This is a genomic window from Actinoplanes sp. NPDC026623 (assembly GCF_040638275.1).
GTDB lineage: Bacteria > Actinomycetota > Actinomycetes > Mycobacteriales > Micromonosporaceae > Actinoplanes.
The window spans coordinates 53,303-71,834 of record NZ_JBEZXZ010000015.1 but is presented as its reverse complement, the minus strand read 5'-3'; the positions used below and the strand labels follow the sequence as shown (position 1 = coordinate 71,834).

Genomic DNA, 18,532 nt, shown 5'->3' with positions numbered 1-18,532 from the left:
GAACCTCCTCAGGTCCAGCGGGTCAGAACGCGTAGACGGCGGCGTAGAGCGCGGTGTTGACGACGAGTACACCGACCCCGAGGACGACGGGGGATCGGTACCAGGGGCGGGCCGCGGTGTCGGATGCATCGCGGATCTCCATCCCGTACACCAGGCCGTGCAGCTCCTCGTCCGTCTTCTGTGGCTCTCGCGTCGAGGCCAGCACCATCGCGATGGCGCCGGCGGCGAAGGCCGCGATCGAACCCCACATCGTCTCGTGCAGATCACTGCGGAAGTTCAACACGTCGAACTTGTAGAGCGCGTACACGGCAACGGCGGTCACCGTGCCGGCCAGGATGCCCCAGAAACCGGCGCTCCTGGTCGCCCGCCGCCAGAACATGCCGATGATGAATGCGCAGAACAGCGGGACATTGAAGAACGAGAACAGCGTCTGCAGATAATTGGAGATATTGCTGAATCCGGAGGCGATGAGCGCGGTGAGAACCGCGACGCCGACCCCGCCGGCGGTCGCCCAGCGGCCGACGACCAGGTAGTAGTGGTCCGAGCGGCCGGGCCGGATGTAATCCTGCCAGAGGTCGTAGGTGAATACTGCGTTGAAGCTCGACACATTCGCGGCCATGCCGGCCATGAAGGCGGCAAGCAGACCTGTCACCGCGACGCCGAGCACGCCGGGCGGCAGGTACTTGTCCATCAGCGCCGGGATCGCGTCGTTGTATTCCAGGCCACTGCCGGTGGTGCCGATCCCGGGCAGCAGAACGAGCGCCGCCATCCCCGGCAGAATGGTGATCAGCGGCACGAACGCCTTGGGGTAGGCCCCGATGATCGGTGTGAGCCTGGCGGAGTTGCCGTCCTTGGCGGCCATTGCCCGCTGGACCTCGGCGAAGTTCGTCGTCCAGTATCCGAAGGACAGGCAGAAGGCCAGACCGAGGATGATCCCGATCCAGTCGCCCACCGGGTTCGACCCGCCGACACCGGTACCCGTCCACGGTTCCACGAACGCGTTCCCATGCTCCGCGCTCAGCTTGTCGAACAGCTGACTGAGGCCGCCGGTCTCCTTGATCGCGATGATCGTCAGCGGGACCATGCCGACGAGCACGACGAAGAACTGCATCACCTCGTTGTAGATCGCGCTGGTGAGCCCGCCTAGGAGGATGTAGGACAGCACGAAGACGGCGGACAGCATGATGGCGAAGATGAGCGGGATGCCGAGCAGCGCCTCGAGAACGATCGACAGCGCGTAGAGGTTCACGCCGGCGATGAGCATGCTCCCGACGACGAAGGTGATGGCGTTGATCAGGTGTGCCTTCGGGTCGAACCGCAGCCGCAGGTATTCGGGGACGCTGCGGACCTTGGAGCCGTAATAGAACGGCATCATGACGATGCCGAGGAACACCATGGCGGGAATGGCCCCGATCCAGAAGTAGTGCACCATCGCCGCGCCGTACTGGGCGCCGCTGGCCGACTGTCCGAGGAGTTCGACCGCGCCGATGTTCGCCGAGATGAAGCCGATCCCGGTAACCCATGCGGGCAACGACCGGCCGGACAGGAAGAAGTCCAGGGACGACTTGACCGCGCGCTTGAGCGCGAATCCGATGCCCAGCACGAACGAGAAGTAGATCACCATCAGCACCAGATCGACCGGGCTGAGGTCCAGACTCAGGACACTGTTACCTTCCGCCGCGAGAAACATGGTGCCCCTTTCCCAGCAAATGTGGGAGAGAATGTCCAGGCTAGTTGTGCTCACGATTTTCAGATGCCACGAGAATCGTTACGCAGCATCGGTCCAACAATCCGCTCGCGGGGGGTGATGTGACGAAACGACCCCGGGGCGCGCTCATCAGTGCACGTCGATTGTTAGGGCCAGTGAACAACGCTCGACTGAAGTCGTCAAGAGCCCAGCCGGCCCGGAGCACAACGTGAACGGCTGCTCAAGCACTACGCTGACGACGGCCCGGCAAGTGGGGCCGCGGACGAGGAGGCCGGACGTGCAGGCAGACACCCGCAACACCCCGGATGCACTGATGCCGGCCGCGTTCATCGGCCACGGCAACCCGATGAACGCTCTCGAGATCAACCGCTACACCACCGCGTGGAAGGCCTTCGGCGCGGCGACACCCCGCCCCCGCGCCATCCTGGTGATCAGCGCGCACTGGTACATCAACGCCACTGCCGTCACTGCGATGCCCAGGCCACGGACCATCCACGACTTCTACGGCTTTCCGCCGGCGCTGTTCGAGGTGCAGTATCCCGCGCCCGGGCTTCCCGAACTCGCGGCAGAGGTCAGTGATGTCGTCCACCCGACGTGGGTGGGTGCCGACGTCGACAGCTGGGGCATAGATCACGGCACCTGGTCGGTACTGGTGCACGCCTTCCCCGACGCCTCCATCCCGGTCGTGCAGCTCAGCATCAACGCCAACAAGCCGTTGGACTACCACCTCGAGCTCGGCGCCAAACTCGCCGGCCTGCGGCAGCGCGGAGTGCTGATCATCGCCAGCGGCAACGTCGTGCACAACCTGGGCGGGATGAACTGGAAGCTGGCCGACGGCGGCTACGACTGGGCCCGGCGTTTCGACGAGGACGCCAAGGTGCGCATGCTGACCAACCCGACCGAGTTCGCGACCCTCGATGCCCACCGCGACTTCCGCCATGCGGTACCGACCCCGGACCACTTCATTCCCGCGCTGTATCTGGCCGGCCTCGCCGGGGCCACCAGGGAGGCGGACACCGCGGTTCTGGTCGACGGCTACGCCTACGGCTCCTTGTCGATGACGGCGTACACCCTCGGCCTGTCCTGCGCGAACGCCGAGGGTGAGGGCGGATCCCCGCAGCCACCCGCCGACCTACCGCCCGACGGTTCCAACATCTGATCAACGGCCGTTCCGGGCGGCCGGCCCGGGCACCCGGTAACCGGGCGAAGTCTCAAGTGCGGCCCGTCGGTGTCGATGGCACGTCATGCGGACGACTCGCAACGACCGGACCCCAAGGCGTGGCCGGCGGCAGGCCCGCCCGGCCGGTGGCGTGCGTCGTGATCCCTCAAGTGACGACGCGGCCGGCCGAAGGCTAACCGTGTTGCACAAACGAGCGTGGTGGTTGTGGCTGGTCATGGGCGGACTCGCCACGATCGGCTACTACCTGCTGCCGTACGACAGCGTGGCCTCCGAGGTCGAGTACACCAGCGTCGGGCTGCTGTCCTGCCTGGCGATCCCGCTGGGCGTACGTCTGTTCCGCCCCGCTCGCCCGGCCATGTGGCACTGGCTCGCCGCCGGGCAGTTCACCTGGCTGATGGGTGACCTCGTCTGGGACTTCCACAAGTTCATCCTGCACCGGGAGCCGTACCCGTCCGCGGCCGATTTCCTCTATCTGGCGGCCTACCCGATGCTGGTCGTCGGCCTGATGCTGCTCAGCCGCGGCCGGCGCCGCGGCGGTGACCTGGCCGGTGTGATCGACGCGGCGATCGTGGCGATCGGCATCGGCCTGGTGTTCTGGGTGTTCGTGATGCACCCGATCGCGGCCGGCTCGACCGCCTCCGCCCTGGAACGGGCCATCGGGCTGGCCTATCCGGCGGCCGATACGCTGCTGCTCGCGATGCTGGCCCGCTTCTTCACCAGCACGGGCCGGCGCTCCACGAGTGCCTGGCTGCTGGGCGCGGCGGCGGTGGTGCTGCTCGGATCCGACGTCACCTACTCGCTGTTGACCCTGTATACGGAGAACGACGGCGGCGGGCTGCTCGACGGCGGCTGGCTGTTCGCGTACGTCATGTGGGCGGTCGCTGCCCTGCATCCCTCCATGCGCTGGACCGGCGGGACGAACGGGCCGAGCGTGGCCCGGGTCAGCCGGGGCCGGCTGGTGCTGCTCGGGGTCAGCTCGCTGCTGCCGCCCTCCCTGCTGTTCGTGCCGGGCATCGGCGACAACGACGTGGACCGCATGGCGATCGCGGCCGGGGCCGTGGTGCTGTTCGTGCTCGTGGTGGTCCGCATGTCCGGCTTCGTGTCGCAGATCCAGCGTCAGGCCGACCTGCTCGAGGACCTGGCCATGGCCGACGAGCTGACCGGGCTGGCCAACCGCCGCCGCCTGGAGCAGGGCCTCACCGAGGGCCTCGCCGCCGGGTCGATGCAGGTGGCCCTGCTGGACCTGGACGACTTCAAGGAGGTCAACGACTCGCTGGGGCACGGCGTCGGCGACCTGCTGCTGGTCGCCGTCGCCGAGCGCCTGCGGCTGGCGGCCGGCCCGGACGCGCTGGTGGCGCGGATGGGCGGCGACGAGTTCGCGGTCCTGCTCACCGGGACCACGACCGAGGAGGCCGACGCCCTGGTGGCCCGGCTGACCGGCTCGCTGAACGGGTCCGTGCGGACCGACGGACACGACCTGATGGTGGGCGTCAGCATCGGCATCGCGGATGCCCAGGGCGCGGACAGCCCCCTCGAGGTGCTCCGCCGCGCCGACGTGGCCATGTACGCCGCCAAGATCTCCGGCGGCACCCACCGCCGGCACACCCCCGAGCTGGACAGGACCGCCAACGAACAGGACCGGCTCGGCGCCGAGCTGCGCACCGCGCTGGCCACCAACCAGTTCCGGATGGTCTACCAGCCCATCGTGGAGCTGCCACACGGCCGGCCGCACGCGGTGGAGGCGCTGGTCCGCTGGCACCACCCGGAGCGCGGCGTGATCGCCCCCGACCGGTTCATCCCGGTCGCGGAGCACAACGGTTTCATCATCGAGCTGGGCGAATGGATCCTGCGCACGGCCTGCGGCCAGGCCGCGCAGTGGCTGGCCGACCGGGGCGGCCGGGCTCCGGACCGGATCAGCGTGAACGTCTCGGCCCGCCAGCTCGCCGAGCCGGGCTTCGCCGCGCTGGTCACGCGGGTCCTGGCGGACACCGGCCTGCCGGCCGGCCGGCTCACCGTCGAGGTCACCGAGACCGCGGTGTTCGGTGGCGGCCAGGCCGTGCAGACCCTCAACGAGCTGCACGAGCTGGGCGTCCGTATCGCCCTCGACGACTTCGGCACCGGACACTCGTCGCTCGGCCTGCTGCAGACGGTCCCGGTGGACGTCATCAAGGTCGACAAGTCGTTCGTCGACAACATCACCATGGCGGGCCGGCAGGCGGTCATCGCCACGGCCCTGATCCGGGTCAGCGAGGGCCTCGGCCTGAGCGCGGTCGCCGAAGGGGTGGAAACCGCGGAACAGGCCGCCGAGCTGTACCGCCTCGGCTACCGGCTGGCCCAGGGGTACCACTTCGGCAAGCCCGTCGCCGAGCCGCAGTTCGCCGCGGAACCGGTCCCGGCCCACCGATAGTCCGCGAGGACTCGCAGGCGCGGGATGTCACCGACCGGTCGCGCAGGCCGTGCCGTTCAGGGTGAACGAGGTGGGTGGCGGGTTCGTGCCGGTGTGGGTGCCGTTGAAACCGAAGCTGACCGTGCCGCCCGCGGGCAGGTTCCCGTTGAACGACGCGTTCGAGGCGGTCACCTGGGTGCCGGACTGCGTCACCGTTGACGACCACGCCTGCGACACCTTCTGGCCGGCCGCGTACGGGAAGGTCAGGGTCCATCCGTTCGCCGCGACGGGACCGTTCGTGATCGCCACGGTCGCGGTGAAGCCGGTGCTCCAGTCGTTGGTGGTATAGACGACCCGGCATCCGGCGGCCGGCGACGGCGAGGGGGACTGCGACGGCGACGGCGACGGGGACGAGGACTGCGACGGCGAGGGGGACGGCGACGGCGACGAGCCGCCGGGCGCGGAGCCCCACACGAGCGTCGAGCCGTCGTACAGCGGCACGCCGGTGTTCGGGCCGGATGCCGCCCGGTAGGACGGATCGTTCGCCGGATCCCACGCGCCGCCCTCGGCGACGCCGATCTTGAGCTGCACCTCCATCCGGTGTGCCGACTGGCCCGCCGGCGCGATCGTGTAGCCGGTGCAGTCCACCTCGACATACCAGAGGTTGCCGGAGTACTGCCGGGCCGAGGTCGGTCCCGGGCAGCCCTGGGTGTACGGCGAACTGACCTGCAACGCCGAGTCGTCCTCCCGGGTGAAGTAGTAGCGGAAGCGCCCGGCGGTCAGCGCCCGGGCCGGGAACGCCGACTTGTTGTAGATGACGACCTTCACGCCGGTCGCCCGCGCCTCGTTCTGCATGACCGTCGTCTCGATCGACAACTCGGCGATGTCGGGCGTTTCGGCCTGCGGGAAGCCCGTCAGCGGCGCACCGCCGTACTCGCCGTAGAGTCGCGCCACGGCCGACGTGAACCCGGCGTTGTAGTCCGTCGCCACCTCGTTCATCACGTAGTCGCCGCGGCTGTCGGTGTACGCGTCGTCCGGGGCGGACGGGCCGCCGACCAGGGCGCCGTACAGGACGTGCCGGGTCTGCTCGGGCACCTGCTGGCTGTCCCACCAGGAACCGTGCGCCGTACGGTGATGAGGGTTCTTCGGCGCGTTCACGCCGAACCCGATCACGTAGCTGGAGTTGCGCGGGTTGTCGCCCAGGGCGTAGTTGATCTGCCGCACCGCGAAGTCGTGATATCGCTGCCTGCGCGTCGCGTCGCCGAGGTGGTCGCTGTGCACCAGCGCGACGAACGCCGTGTTGGCCGCGTAGCGCAGCGCGCCCCACGAGTCGACCACGACCATACCGCCCGGTGACGTGCGCACCTTCTCGCCGCCCACCCCGACGGTGAACCAGTCGAGCCACCGGTTCGCGTCGTCGAGATACTTCTGCTTGCCGGTCAGCTGGGCGAGCAGCACGTAGTTGCCGTACTGCTTGTTGTCCCAGGAGATCGTCCACTTGTACATCTTGGTGCTGGTCTGGTTCTCGTTGCCCTGCGCGTCGTAGCCCGCCTCGGCCTTCGCCAGATAGGCGGCGTCGCCGGTGGCCCGATACAGCCAGGTCGCGCCCCACACCAGTTCGTCGGCGTAGCCGCTCCACGACCGGTAGAACGCCGTCGCGTCGGTGATGCACTCGTGGTAGCTGCGACGCACCCGATCGGCGAAGGAATAGAGCTGCTTGGCGTGCGTCAGCAGGGTGTCCGCGTAACCGGGGTCGGTCGGCCGGAAGACCAGGGAGCTGGCCGCCATCGCGGCCGCCGTCTCCGCCGCGAGCTCGGTGCCGCCACAGCTCGCGTCGATCTTGTACGCGGGGCGGGCCATCGGCATCACCTCGGCCGGACCCCACCACTTGTGGTCGTCGTCGCCCTTGCCGACCTGCCCGTACAGTACGTCGGGCGACGGATGCGCCTTGATGAAGTAGTCGTTCGGCACCCGCAGGTTGTTCAGCAGACTGCCCAGCTGCCCGGAGCCCGCGTACGCGTCCCGGCTCTCCACCGCGCCCCATGCCAGCATCGTGGTGGTGAACGCCATGGGTAGCCCGAACTTGACGTGGTCGCCGGCGTCGTACCAGCCGCCCGTCAGGTCGACGCCGACGTCCGAGCCGTCCCGCAGCGCCGAGTCGCCCCGCCAGGACACCCGGTTCCAGGCCGGCTTGCGGCCCGACACCTGGGCCTCGTAGAACAGCAGCGACTTCTGCAGCGCCTCGCCGTAGCTGTAGGGCGGCGCCGCCGCGGCGTCTACGGGAGAGGCGGTCCACAGCAGGCCGGCGCCGAGCGCGGCGGCCGCCAGGATGGTGCCGAGCTTCTTCATCATGGAAGGTCCCACCTGCCAGGAAAGTGACAGTCATCGTTACATGGGAGCGCTCCCATTACAACGGCGTGGCGAAACACGTTCCACGTCACAGGACTTCCGCTCACCCCGGGTCCCGCCGCTGCCGATGAGCCTCATGGACGTTCGAGCGAGGGAGGCAACGCATGACAACGTATGTGCTGTCTCTGCTGTTCCTCACGGCCGCGTGCGTCGCGGCGGCCGTTTCCGTCACCGGCTGGCGACGCCGCCACCAGGCCCCCGGCTACGGCGTGATGGCGGTCCTCGGGGCCGGCATCACCCAGTGGGCGGTCGCCGACGCCGCGTCCATGCAGTTCCGCGACCCCGGCATCGTGCTGACATTCCTCGGCCTCGCCTTCGTCGGGGTGTCCGCCGTCGTCGCCAGCTGGCACTGCTTCTCGTACACGACCATCGACCGCACCTGGCGGCTGACCCGGCGGAGCCTCACCTGGCTGGCCGTCGAGCCGGTGCTCTGCCTGCTGGCGATCGCGACGAACCCCTGGCACCACCAGTTCTTCGCAGGCGCCGAGCCGACCGGGTTCGACGGCGCGTACGTGGCGCTCTTCGGTCCGCTCTTCTGGCTGCACACCACGTACTGCTACGTGCTGCTGGGCCTCGCACTGATCAGGGTCATCCGGGGTTGGGCACGCGGAGCGTCGCGATACCGCGGCTACCTGATCGCCATCGTCATCTCGATGCCCGCGACCATCTTCAACTTGATCGGGCTGTCGCTGCACGGCAGGCTCATTGACCTGACCGTCCTCGGCTACGCCGTAACCACGCCGATCATGTACGTGATGATGACCCGCTTCTCGCTGCCCGGCCTGGCCCCGGTCGCCCACGAGCGGGTCTTCCAGAAGATCGGCGACGCGGTCGCCGTGGTGGACGCCGGCGGCCGGGTGCTCTCGGTCAACCCCGCCGCGGACCACCTGCTGCGCTCGCTGTTGCCGGAGCCGCCGACCAACTTTGTCGGCGCCACACTCCGCGTGCTGTTCGGCACGGACTCGGGCATCAAGCTCCTGCTCGACACCGACGTCGATCACACGATCCAGAACGTCGCCGGCTCCGGACGCGACTTCGAAATCCGCGTGTCCGCGCTGCATGACCGCGCCGGCCGTAGCATCGGCTGGGCACTCGTCGCCCGGGACATCACCGAGCGCAGCCGGCAGCGCCGCGAGCTCGAGCGCGTCAACAACCAGCTTCGGGAGCAGTTGCGCACGATCGAACTGCTTCGTGCCGACCTCGCCGAGCAGGCGGTCCGCGACCACCTGACCGGCCTGCACAACCGGCGCTACCTCATGAACGCCCTCGGCGCCGCGGTCGAGCACGCCTCGAACGACGGCACGCCGCTGGCCCTCGCGCTGGTCGACCTCGACCACTTCAAGCGGGTCAACGACCGGCACGGCCACGCCGCCGGCGACGCCGTGCTGGTGCAACTGGCCACGACGCTGAGCCGTGCCCTCGGCGACGGCGAGGTCGTGGCGCGACACGGCGGCGAGGAGTTCGTCCTGCTGCTGCCCGGAGCCACGGCGGCGGAGGCGGTGGCCCGGCTGGATGCGCTGCGCCAGGCGGTTCGCGACCACGCGCTGGTCTTCGGCGGCGAGACGATCGTCACGACGTTCAGCGCCGGCGTGACCCTGTACACCGGGCCGGAGTCCCCCGCCGCCCTGCTGCAGGCCGCGGACGACGCGCTGTACGCCGCCAAACAGGGCGGACGGGACCGCGTGGTCCTGGCCGCCGCCCTGCCCGCCGCTTAGGGCGCCCTGGCGTCACATCATTTCGGGGTGGCTCATCGGCTGAGGGGGTGGCTCATCGGCTGAGGTAGGTGGCGAGACCGTCGAGGAACCGGTCCACTTCGTCGGCGGTGTTGTAGGGCGCCAGGCCGACCCGCAGGGCGGCGTCGGGCAGCCTCAACGCGGTGAAGGGCTCGTAGGCGTAGAAGGACCCGGCCGGGGCCAGGACGTCGCGTGCGGCCAGATGGAGCTGGGCCTGGCGGGCGTCGCGACCGTCGAGAGTCATCAGCAGCGTCGGGGTGCGGTCGGCGGCCCTGGAATGCAGGGTGACGGCGTCACCGAGAGTTCGCAGGCCCTCCTTTAGCCTAGTGCGCAGCACCCGCTCGTGGTCATGCAGGGAGCCCAGCGAGTGCGCGAGCCTGTCCCGGCGTCCCGGCCGCGGGCCGGGGTCCATCGCGGCGAGGAAGTCCACCGCGGCGGAGGCGCCCGCCAGCATCTCGTAGGGCAGAGTGCCGAACTCGAAGCGCTCCGGCACGGCGTTGGAGGAGGGCAGCAGCTTGTCCGGCTGAATGGTCTCCAGGAGCTCCGGTGCCGCCGCGAGCACACCGCAATGCGGTCCGAGGAACTTGTAGGGCGAGCAGACGAACAGGTCCGCGCCCATCGCCGGCACGTCCACCAGGTCGTGGGCGGCGTAGTGCACGCCGTCCACGAACACCAGGGCACCGCACCCGTGAGCCAGATCGGCGATCCGGCGGACCGGCGGCTTGGTGCCCAGCACGTTCGAGGCGGCCGTGACCGCGACCAGCCGCGTGCGGGGGGAGAGCGCCCGCGCGTACGAATCGAGGTCCAGCTCTGTGGTCTTTTCGTCGATCTCGATCCAGCGCACGATCACGCTCGTGCGCTCGGCCGCCTGGATCCAGGGGCGCACGTTGCAGTCGTGATCCAGACGGCTGAGGACGATCTCGTCGCCGGCCCGCCAGTTCTTGGCCAGATGGCGGGAGAAGTCGTAGGTGAGCTGGGTCGCGCTGCGGCCGTGGACGACACCGGCGGCGGGCACGTTGAGCAGGTCGGCGTAGGCGGCCCGGAACCCCGTGACGGCACGTTCGGCGTTGAGCTCGGAGGTGCTGACCGCTCCGCGGTTGGACAGCGGGCCGGTCAGCGTCGCGGCGATGGCGTCGGCGACCGGGCGGGGGGTCTGCGTCCCACCCGGCCCGTCGAAGAAGGCGAGGCCGTGGTCGAGGGCGGGGAACTGCGCCCGCAGGGCGGTCAGGTCGATGGCCATGAGCGCCAGACTAAGCCCTGGGCCGGCCCGGTGGCCTCGTAGCCGCGCTTCGCAACGGACAGGGCCCGCGCCGGGTGGTTCGAGGGACGGCGCGGGCCTTCGTCGCTGCTGCGATCAGATCAGAGCCTGCCCCAGATCTGGTTGGCGCTGCCGGCGCAGTCCCACAGTTGCAGTGCGGCGCCGTTGCTGCCGACCCAGTCCTTGATGTCCACGCACCGGCCGGAGGAGACGTTCACCAGGGTCCGGGCGGAGGTCAGGGTGAACCGCTGGACCGGGTTGGCGTTGCAGTCGGCCAACTGGATCGGCGTGCCGTTGGCGAGGGCGCCCCCGGCCGGGTCCATGCACTTGCCCATCGCGCGCACGGTGCCGTCGGACGGGAACGCCCACTCCTGCGCGACGCTGCCGTTGCAGTCCCACATCTGCAGGAGCGCACCCGCGTTCGCCTGGGCGCCGGGAATGTCGATGCAGCGGCCGCTGAAGTTCGACTGCAGCATCGTGGCACCGGGCGCCGGAGGGCCGGTTGTCGGCGGGTTGGTTGCCGGCGGTACGCCGGGGTCGCAGTCGTTCGTGGTGACGACGCTGTCGGCGTGCGCGGAGCCCGCGGACCGGTAGCCGTTGATCGCCGCCGTCGCCTGCGCGGGGCTCAGGACCTGCTTCTTGGCGTGATAGACGTAGTCGACCGACTCAAGGTAGGTGCTGGCGCCGCCGGCGTGCCCCGCCAGGTCGATGAACCACTGGTTGAAGTCGATCGACATGTTCTGCCGGGGGTAGAACTTGCCCGAGTGGTCACCGACCAGGGCACCGTCGATGTAGTACTTCACGTGCCCGGCGGAGACGGTCGCCATCACGTCGTGCCAGCCGTTGATGCTGCGCGCCTGCTGGCTGTGCTGATTGTCGGCGTACCACGGGTCGGCGACGTAGGTGTACCAGGTGGTCTGGTAGTTGATCGGACCCGGCTCACCCCAGCCGCCGTTCGGCAGGTACTCGGAGAAGTCCAGCTCGGAGTAGTTCGGGTCCATCGGTGCGGCCAGCGGGGAGATCGTGTAGAAGGTCTGGTTCACGTGGTCGCCGTCGGAGCCGCTCGCCGGGGCGTCGGAGAACTTGATCCGGGCCAGGTACGTGCCCTCGAAGAATCGCCGGTTGCTCTGCGAGAACTCGGCGTGGGAGGTGCCGGCGGCGGTGCCGTCGGTGACCGCTTTCAGCTGGGCCACCTTCTGCCCGTCGACGGTCGGGAACGACACGTTGTCGGCCGGCCAGCGCGCGCCGGCCACGCCGGGTCCGCCGGAGTTGCTCCGGATGCTCCAGCCGCGCTGGCCCAGCGCCGCGTCGGTGCGCGATGAGTAGTTGAAGTCGTCGAAGAGTACGCCGCAACCGACGGCGGCGCTGCTGCCGGGCGCGGCGGCGATGCCGATGCCGGTGAGGGCCACGGCGGTCGCGGCGAGGGTCGTACCAATGGTGATCTTGCGGGTTGGCCCCATGGGGGTGGGCTCCTTCGCATGAGAGGCGCCGGCCGGCCTCGGGGGTGGCCTGCCGGAAGTGCGCGGTCGACGAATCCCATCCCCGAACTGACCAGTGGTATGGAAATCGACCGTCTGCCTACCGTCTTCCACACCAGTGGTCAACGTCAATACGTACGGGCAGGTTTCTTTACAACCTCAGGTTTCGGGAGCATGTGGACCTGGCTCGACAAGACCGGCACCGAGACGTGACACTGTCCATGGCTGACCACTGGACAACTCTGGCGGTGCCTCGGCGAGACAAAGAGGGGGACGCTGTGCGGCGTGCTGAGGTTCGGGACAGACTGCGCGAGCTGATCGACGCGCGCGCGCCCGGCGATCCCATGCCGTCGGAACGCTCACTCTGCGAGAGCCTCGGCGTCTCCCGCCCGACGGTACGAGCGGCCATCGACGACCTGGCCCGCAACGGCCTCCTCGTACGCCAGCACGGGCGGGGCACGTTCACCAGCCCGTACAAGATCTCGCAAGAGATTCCCGCCGCATCCGGGCAGCCCGTCCCGCCGGCCGAGGGCGACTGGATCAGCGAGGTGCTGGAGTTCCGCACCGAGTCGGCGGGCGCCCGGCTCGGCCGGCGCTTGCAGGTCTCGCCCGGCGACGACCTGCTCTACGTGATGCGCCGGCGGATCGTCGACGGCGAACCGATGGCCCTCGAGGCGATCCGGCTGCTGGCCGCACCGGTCCGCGGCATCTCCGCCGAGGACTTCGTCTCCGGCTCGCTCTACCGTCTGCTGCGCGAGCGATACGGGCTGGACGCCAGCGACGCGGTGCAGACCATCGAGCCGACGGTCACCGACGCGAGCGAAGCCCGGCTGCTCGGCGTGCCGCCGTATTCACCGGCCCTGCTCTTCGAACGGACCACCCGCGACGGCGGGGGACGGGTCATGGAGTTCACCCGGTCGATCTACCGCGGCGACCGCTACCGGATCACCAGCCACCTGAAGCTCGGGCCGAACTCGGGCTGACCCGGGTCCTTCCGGAAGCGCCTCGTCGCCGGCACGGACGGCCACGTGATGCGGCCCGGGCCCGGCGAAACCCGGGAGCTCCCGCGGCGCCGGGCGGGCCTGCACCCACCGCGTGGTGACCCTGGTTGCGAACCGTCCGAGTCGCTGAAACCCGGCCACGGGCAACGTCCACTGGGCAGCCTGCGGAGAATGTTTGCCATGACGTACTTCGCGGATCTGTCGCCCTACACCTATCTGGCGGAGGTGGAGGAGCCGGCGCTCAACGTAGGCTGGCTGGACGCCGGACACGACTTCACCCGCGGACCGGTGCCCGACGAGTTCGTCGCCGCGCTCGCCGAGAGAGTGGTCGGGAAGCAGGTGCACCTCACCCGGGGATGGCACCGATGCAACCTCGGTGGCTGCGCGCATCCCGACCGGCCGGTGGCCCGTTCGGGCGGTGCGGAACAGGTGCTCGGCTTCGCCGAGGTGCGGGCGATCGGGACGGACAAAACGGCGTACGCCGCGCCCACGCTGGTCCATCACTATGTGGTCGAGCACGGATACCGGCCGCCGGACGAGTTCATCGCGGCGATCCGCGGTCGCTGAGCGACGCGCCGGGGATCGCACACTGTGGTCGCTTCCAGGAACCGGCGTCGCCGCCGGGGGACCGCGCCGGCGCTCCTGGGCTCCTTGGGCCGGCCGGCCGGCTCCGTTCGGCGGTCGGAGCTGCGTCCTGGGCCGGATCGGCACTCGTGACCGATGATGTCGTGGCGATCCTGATCATCGGCTCGACCGGGGTCCGGGGACCCGGGCTGAGGTCGGCCCTCGGCCCGGATCCACTGTGGCCGGAATCGGCAGGGGTGGCTCAACAGCGCCCCGGGCAGCGCACGAAGAGGTGGGCCCGGCCGTCGCCCGGGTCGACGCCCAGGTTGGTCGCCGCCGAGGTGAACAGGACGTGGCTGCCGTCGCCCAACGGAATGCCGCCCCAGCTGAGGCCGTTGCCGCTGGCACCGGAGGCGGACCGGGTCACCAGGGTGGTGCGGCCCCTTCTGCCGCTGTCCGGTTCCACGACGCTCCGAAATCGACATACCCGATCCGCCTCGGCGCACGAAACCGGGCTTGGCCGGTCCGACCTGGTCCGATACGCGGGCGGAACCCACGACAAGGGCACGACACCTCCCACTGGGATGGCGCCAGAGCCTGAGGTTGAGGTCGCATGGAAGGAGTTTCTTGTCCACGGTGGGCCTACCGGCGATCTGATGATGCAGGCATGGTGCGCAAGGCTTTCCGGCGCAATATTCGTGGTAGCGGACGCCAGCGCAAGCCGCATCTACAAACGACTCCATCCAGCCGCCTATGACAATGGGTGTGACGGAGGACACACACCCAGTTTGTGGGCAGCGTTGCTGCCTCGTACCCACAGGTTTGGCAACGCAGTGTGAAGATCGCTTGCCTTATGTGAAGAATTAGCGATCTAAAGTTACTTAGCGTAAGTATGCCATGTCCTCATACATTACGTCCCTGGCGTCAGCAACCGGAGACAAAGCCCTGTGCGCAATGGCGTGGCCGTCGTTGTCTACCAGCAACTACTCCCTTGACCGTCCTCAAGGGAGTACGTAGATTGACCTTTGTCAACGGGGCATATTAACGGGGGTCGCGCCTATGAGCGTGGCGATCAAATCATGAGCACAACCGTCTTCTGTGCGGTGTGCTTCGCGCTACTCATTATTATCGGCCTGGTCTATTTAGCGGCGGCCTTGGTGAATTCCTCGCGCCGGGTCGACCAGATGCTCACGGATGTCGCATCGACGACTCGCGCGGACGAGACCGCGAGCTGACTTCCCTTTTGCCGTAAGGCGCCTATCCGGCATCCGGCTGCTCTTCGCAGTCTTTGTGCCGGCTGTTTTTGCCGTGCAGCGGGGATTGTCCTCGCTGTTCTGACGACAAGGAGTTCGAATGGCACGTGTTCGTGTTGCTCTCTCGACGGTGACGGCGTTGCTCGCAACGTCGTCACTCGTAGCTGTCTATGGTGCCCCGGCTGCGGCCGAGCCGGTGTCGCCGCAGATCGAGCCGATGGTGTCGCCGCAGTCGGGCGACAAGGTATGGCTCTACACAAGTCCTGCGAAGGTGCCGGCGTCGGCAGGTGGGGTGGTCACCGCGGGGGTGGCCGATCCTCCGTCGGTGCCGAAGGGCACCGGCCCGCTGCGCAACGCGACGCAGCTATCGTTCTCGCTGACCGACCGTCTGCAGATGAAGGTCAACGTCGGTTCCGGAAATCTGCTGCTGACCAGCACCGAGATGACGCTGCCCGGCATCGCGGGCAACGTCACCCTAGGAGCTTCCTTCAACAGTTTGCTGCTGGGCACCAGCATCGCCAACGGCGCACACGGCCCTGGCTGGCGCACCCGCAGCGGCGCCGACGTCCGGCTGTACGAGGCATCCAGCGACAGCTCGGTGACCTATGTGGCGGCCGACGGCGTCATCGGCAAGTTCACCGTGTCCGGCTCGGGCTACAAGACCCCGGGACAGTTCAAGGCCAAACTCGAGCACAACGGCAGTGGCTGGAAGCTGACCGAGCATGACAGCGGCAAGGAACTGTTCTTCACCGCCGACGGCATCCTCGACAAGACCGAGGACCGCAACGGCAACATCACCGACTACTCCTACACCGGCTCGCAGTGGGCCGGCGTCACCTCGGACAAGGGCGTCGGCTCCGGAAAGACCGTCGCGGTGACCTACACCGACGGCAAGGTCAGCAAATACCGGCAGACCGGCGCGGACAACAGCTGGCGCGAGGCGTCGTACGCCTACGACAGCGCGGGCCGGCTGCAGACCATTCAGTCGGCGACGCCGCGCAAGGTGATGTTCGAGTACAACACCGCCGGGGATCTGACGAAGATCACCACCAAGCCGGACACCTACACGCTGATCACCTACGACGGTCAGCACCGGGTCACCTCGGTCAACCAGGTCATCGACAACGCCACCAACCAGGGCTCCGTCACCCGCCTGGCCTACACCAGCTCGACGCGGACCGACGTCGCGGATTCCCGGCAGGACCTGTCACAGCCGGTCACCGCGGTGCCGCACACCACCTACACCCTCGACGACGAGGAACGCGTCACCAAGGCCGTCGACCCGGCCGGCAACGAACGCAACGACGAGTACACCTCGTTCGGCGACGTGGCGTCGTCGCAGTCGCCCGAGGGCGGCAAGGTCACCAACACGTTCGGTGCGAACGCCGGTGAGTCGTTGACCAAGTCCGCCTCTCCGACCGGCGCATCGGCGTCCGCGGCCTACGCCAACGCGGCATCGGAGACGAACCCGACGGCGAACTTCCAGCCGTCCTCGTCGATCGACACCCAGGGCAACAGTTCGAGCTACACCTACAACGGCGCCGGCAACAAGACCTCCACCAAAGACGCCCTGGCCGCCGAGGCAAAGGTCGACTACAACGACGACGGCACCGTCAAGAAGTCCACCGACCCGGGCAACGACACCAACGGCACCACCTACACCTACGACGCCGACAAACAGCTGACGAAGATGACCCCGCCCACCGGTAACGGTCTGGCGGTCAAGACCTTCACCTACGACACGTTCGGCCGGCTCAAGACCGTCACCCACGGCGCCTGTGTCACCACCTACGACTACAGCGCCGAAGACCGGCTGATGAACGTCGCCTACTCCGGCACCGGCTGCCCGAGTACCACCTCGGTCGTCTATGACTACGGCCTGACCGGCAACCTGATCACCCGCACCGACGCCACCGGCACCACCACCTACCAGTACGACAAACTCAACCGGCTGCGGATCCGTACCGCCCCGAACACGCCGGTGCAGACCTACGTGCCCGACGCGGCGGGCAATCTCCTGAAACTCACCGACGGCCGCGGCACCACGACCTACTACTACGACAGCCGGAACTGGCTGGTGCGCATGGACACCGCCGCCGGCACTCGTTACAACTTCCTCTACGACAAGGACGGCAACCGCACCCACCAGTACTTCGCCACCAACGAGACCAACAGCACGTGGGCGCTGCACACGGAAACCACCTACGACAAGTCCGACCGGCCCAAGCGGATCACCTCCACCCGCAATTCGGCAGACCCGGCCAAGGTCTTCGACGTCACCTACTGCTACGCCGAGTACGCCTCCGGCCAAGCCTGCTCGACCGACAAGGCCGACGACACCGGCATCCGCCAGTGGCAGAAGAACGAGATCAGCGGCACGGTCAGCCAGTACAGCCACGACAAGGGCAACCGGCTTACCAAGGCCACGAACGTCAACGGCAAAACCTACGAGTACGACTACGACGCCACCGGCAACCGTAAGAGCGTCAAGGTCGACTCCACCACCACTCAGACCCTGACCTTCAACTCCGCCAACCAGGTCACCACGACCGACAACACCTACGACAACCGCGGCAACCAGACCAAGGTCAGCCCTCCGACCATCGGCACGCTGACCTACAACGCCGCCGACCAGATGAACTACGCCTACGGCCCCGGCGGCGCCGCCGACTACGCCTACGCCGGCACCGACCAGGTCGAACTCACCCAAGCCGGAACCACCAAACTCGACTACGGCAGGGAAGACCAGTACGGGATGGCCTGGCTGCAGTCCTGGACCCACAACGGCAGGCCCACCGCCTACGTCGAACGCGACGGCCTCGGCACGCCCCTCGGGCTACGTATCGGCACCACTGACTACGCCTACGTCCTCGACGGACTCGGTTCGGTCGTCGCCATCGTGGGTAGCAACAACACCGTGGCCGCCACCTACGAGTACGACCCCTACGGCGTCGTGCAAACCTCCAGCAACGAGAACGGTCTCGGTCAGACCAACCTCCTCCGCTACGCCGCCGGCACCTACGATCCCGCCACTCGCCTCACCAAATACGGCCAGCGCTGGTACAACCCCAACCAAGGCCGCTTCACCCAGCAAGACAACCTCCAATTCATCGGCGACCCCTCTCAAGCCAACCGCTACGCCTACGCCGCTGACAACCCGATCAACAACATCGATCCCACGGGACGTAATGCGTTTAACGACTACATCAGCTACGTAGCGAACTATGTTGAGATTGGTGCTGCAGTCGGTGGCGGCATCGGATTGGCCATCGGCGCGCCCGAGCTGGCCATCGGCACAGGTCTAATAGGAATGGGCGTCGGCACCATCAACTATGCGCTCGATGACGACTAGGAGGGTCACTCGCTGTGCAAACTGGTAAATATCGTAGTCCGTTTGTGGGCAAGCGGCCGGCCTTGATTCTGGTAGCCGTCGTCGTTGTGACCATGCTGCTCACAGTGCTGATCAACGTCCTGGGCCTGTCGGGAACAGAGCGACGTCTCGCGTCTTACGGCATCATCGTCGCCGGTGCATTGACATATGCATTACTCGTAATGAGGGGCC

Annotated in this window: 12 protein-coding genes; 7 read left to right on the top strand and 5 right to left on the bottom strand. The window is 68.0% G+C overall.

Translation table 11 applies throughout. The features are described 5' to 3' along the window. Positions 1-22: 22 nt before the first annotated feature. Entirely contained in the window at positions 23-1,690 is a 1,668-nt protein-coding gene (locus AB0F10_RS07310; protein ID WP_360620988.1) for a sodium:solute symporter family protein, read from the bottom strand. Between the two features lie 295 nt (positions 1,691-1,985). Here AB0F10_RS07310 and ygiD point away from each other — a divergent pair, with 295 nt between their 5' ends. Both ygiD and AB0F10_RS07300 read left to right on the top strand, forming a co-directional pair. Next, a complete protein-coding gene (gene ygiD / locus AB0F10_RS07305; protein ID WP_360620986.1) occupies positions 1,986-2,867 on the top strand; it encodes a 4,5-DOPA dioxygenase extradiol in 882 nt (293 codons plus the stop codon). Between the two features lie 199 nt (positions 2,868-3,066). Then, positions 3,067-5,295 carry a bifunctional diguanylate cyclase/phosphodiesterase gene (locus tag AB0F10_RS07300; RefSeq protein ID WP_360620984.1) on the top strand — a complete coding sequence of 743 codons (2,229 nt, stop codon included), beginning with the start codon at positions 3,067-3,069 and terminating at the stop codon, positions 5,293-5,295. 27 nt (positions 5,296-5,322) lie between these two features. Here AB0F10_RS07300 and AB0F10_RS07295 read toward each other — a convergent pair whose 3' ends face one another. Next, positions 5,323-7,623, bottom strand: a complete 2,301-nt coding sequence (locus tag AB0F10_RS07295; protein ID WP_360621013.1) for a glycoside hydrolase family 9 protein — start codon at positions 7,621-7,623, stop codon at positions 5,323-5,325. A gap of 164 nt (positions 7,624-7,787) precedes the next feature. On the opposite strand from AB0F10_RS07295, the gene AB0F10_RS07290 reads away from it, so the two are divergent. Next, on the top strand, positions 7,788-9,398 hold the full coding sequence (locus AB0F10_RS07290) for a diguanylate cyclase (RefSeq protein WP_360620982.1): 1,611 nt from the start codon (positions 7,788-7,790) through the stop codon (positions 9,396-9,398). A gap of 52 nt (positions 9,399-9,450) precedes the next feature. Here AB0F10_RS07290 and AB0F10_RS07285 read toward each other — a convergent pair whose 3' ends face one another. Continuing rightward, positions 9,451-10,656: a cysteine desulfurase-like protein gene (locus tag AB0F10_RS07285; RefSeq protein WP_360620980.1), complete on the bottom strand. Its 1,206-nt coding sequence runs from the start codon at positions 10,654-10,656 to the stop codon at positions 9,451-9,453. A gap of 119 nt (positions 10,657-10,775) precedes the next feature. Continuing rightward, positions 10,776-12,134 (bottom strand): RICIN domain-containing protein, encoded by a 1,359-nt coding sequence (locus tag AB0F10_RS07280; protein ID WP_360620978.1) that lies wholly within the window; start codon positions 12,132-12,134, stop codon positions 10,776-10,778. A gap of 296 nt (positions 12,135-12,430) precedes the next feature. On the opposite strand from AB0F10_RS07280, the gene AB0F10_RS07275 reads away from it, so the two are divergent. After that, positions 12,431-13,135 (top strand): GntR family transcriptional regulator, encoded by a 705-nt coding sequence (locus AB0F10_RS07275; protein WP_360620976.1) that lies wholly within the window; start codon positions 12,431-12,433, stop codon positions 13,133-13,135. A gap of 198 nt (positions 13,136-13,333) precedes the next feature. Further along, positions 13,334-13,720 carry a hypothetical protein gene (locus tag AB0F10_RS07270; RefSeq protein ID WP_360620974.1) on the top strand — a complete coding sequence of 129 codons (387 nt, stop codon included), beginning with the start codon at positions 13,334-13,336 and terminating at the stop codon, positions 13,718-13,720. A 259-nt stretch (positions 13,721-13,979) separates the two neighbouring features. Here the strand turns inward: AB0F10_RS07270 and AB0F10_RS07265 are convergent, their stop codons facing one another. Next, the gene (locus AB0F10_RS07265) at positions 13,980-14,183 is read right to left on the bottom strand and encodes a hypothetical protein (protein ID WP_360620972.1); all 204 of its coding nucleotides are present in this window, start codon (positions 14,181-14,183) and stop codon (positions 13,980-13,982) included. A 613-nt stretch (positions 14,184-14,796) separates the two neighbouring features. Between AB0F10_RS07265 and AB0F10_RS07260 the strand changes: the two genes are divergently transcribed. Next, on the top strand, positions 14,797-14,952 hold the full coding sequence (locus tag AB0F10_RS07260) for a hypothetical protein (RefSeq protein ID WP_360620970.1): 156 nt from the start codon (positions 14,797-14,799) through the stop codon (positions 14,950-14,952). Between the two features lie 118 nt (positions 14,953-15,070). Continuing rightward, positions 15,071-18,322 (top strand): RHS repeat-associated core domain-containing protein, encoded by a 3,252-nt coding sequence (locus tag AB0F10_RS07255; protein WP_360620968.1) that lies wholly within the window; start codon positions 15,071-15,073, stop codon positions 18,320-18,322. Positions 18,323-18,532: the final 210 nt, after the last annotated feature.

Excerpts from the sequence above, each read along its gene's own strand:
- AB0F10_RS07290 (WP_360620982.1), top strand. The coding sequence starts at position 7,788 with ATGACAACGTATGTGCTGTCTCTGCTGTTCCTCACGGCCGCGTGCGTC.
- AB0F10_RS07295 (WP_360621013.1), bottom strand. The coding sequence starts at position 7,623 with ATGAAGAAGCTCGGCACCATCCTGGCGGCCGCCGCGCTCGGCGCCGGC.
- AB0F10_RS07260 (WP_360620970.1), top strand. The coding sequence starts at position 14,797 with ATGAGCACAACCGTCTTCTGTGCGGTGTGCTTCGCGCTACTCATTATT.
- AB0F10_RS07270 (WP_360620974.1), top strand. The coding sequence starts at position 13,334 with ATGACGTACTTCGCGGATCTGTCGCCCTACACCTATCTGGCGGAGGTG.
- AB0F10_RS07285 (WP_360620980.1), bottom strand. The coding sequence starts at position 10,656 with ATGGCCATCGACCTGACCGCCCTGCGGGCGCAGTTCCCCGCCCTCGAC.
- AB0F10_RS07255 (WP_360620968.1), top strand. The coding sequence starts at position 15,071 with ATGGCACGTGTTCGTGTTGCTCTCTCGACGGTGACGGCGTTGCTCGCA.
- AB0F10_RS07280 (WP_360620978.1), bottom strand. The coding sequence starts at position 12,134 with ATGGGGCCAACCCGCAAGATCACCATTGGTACGACCCTCGCCGCGACC.
- AB0F10_RS07310 (WP_360620988.1), bottom strand. The coding sequence starts at position 1,690 with ATGTTTCTCGCGGCGGAAGGTAACAGTGTCCTGAGTCTGGACCTCAGC.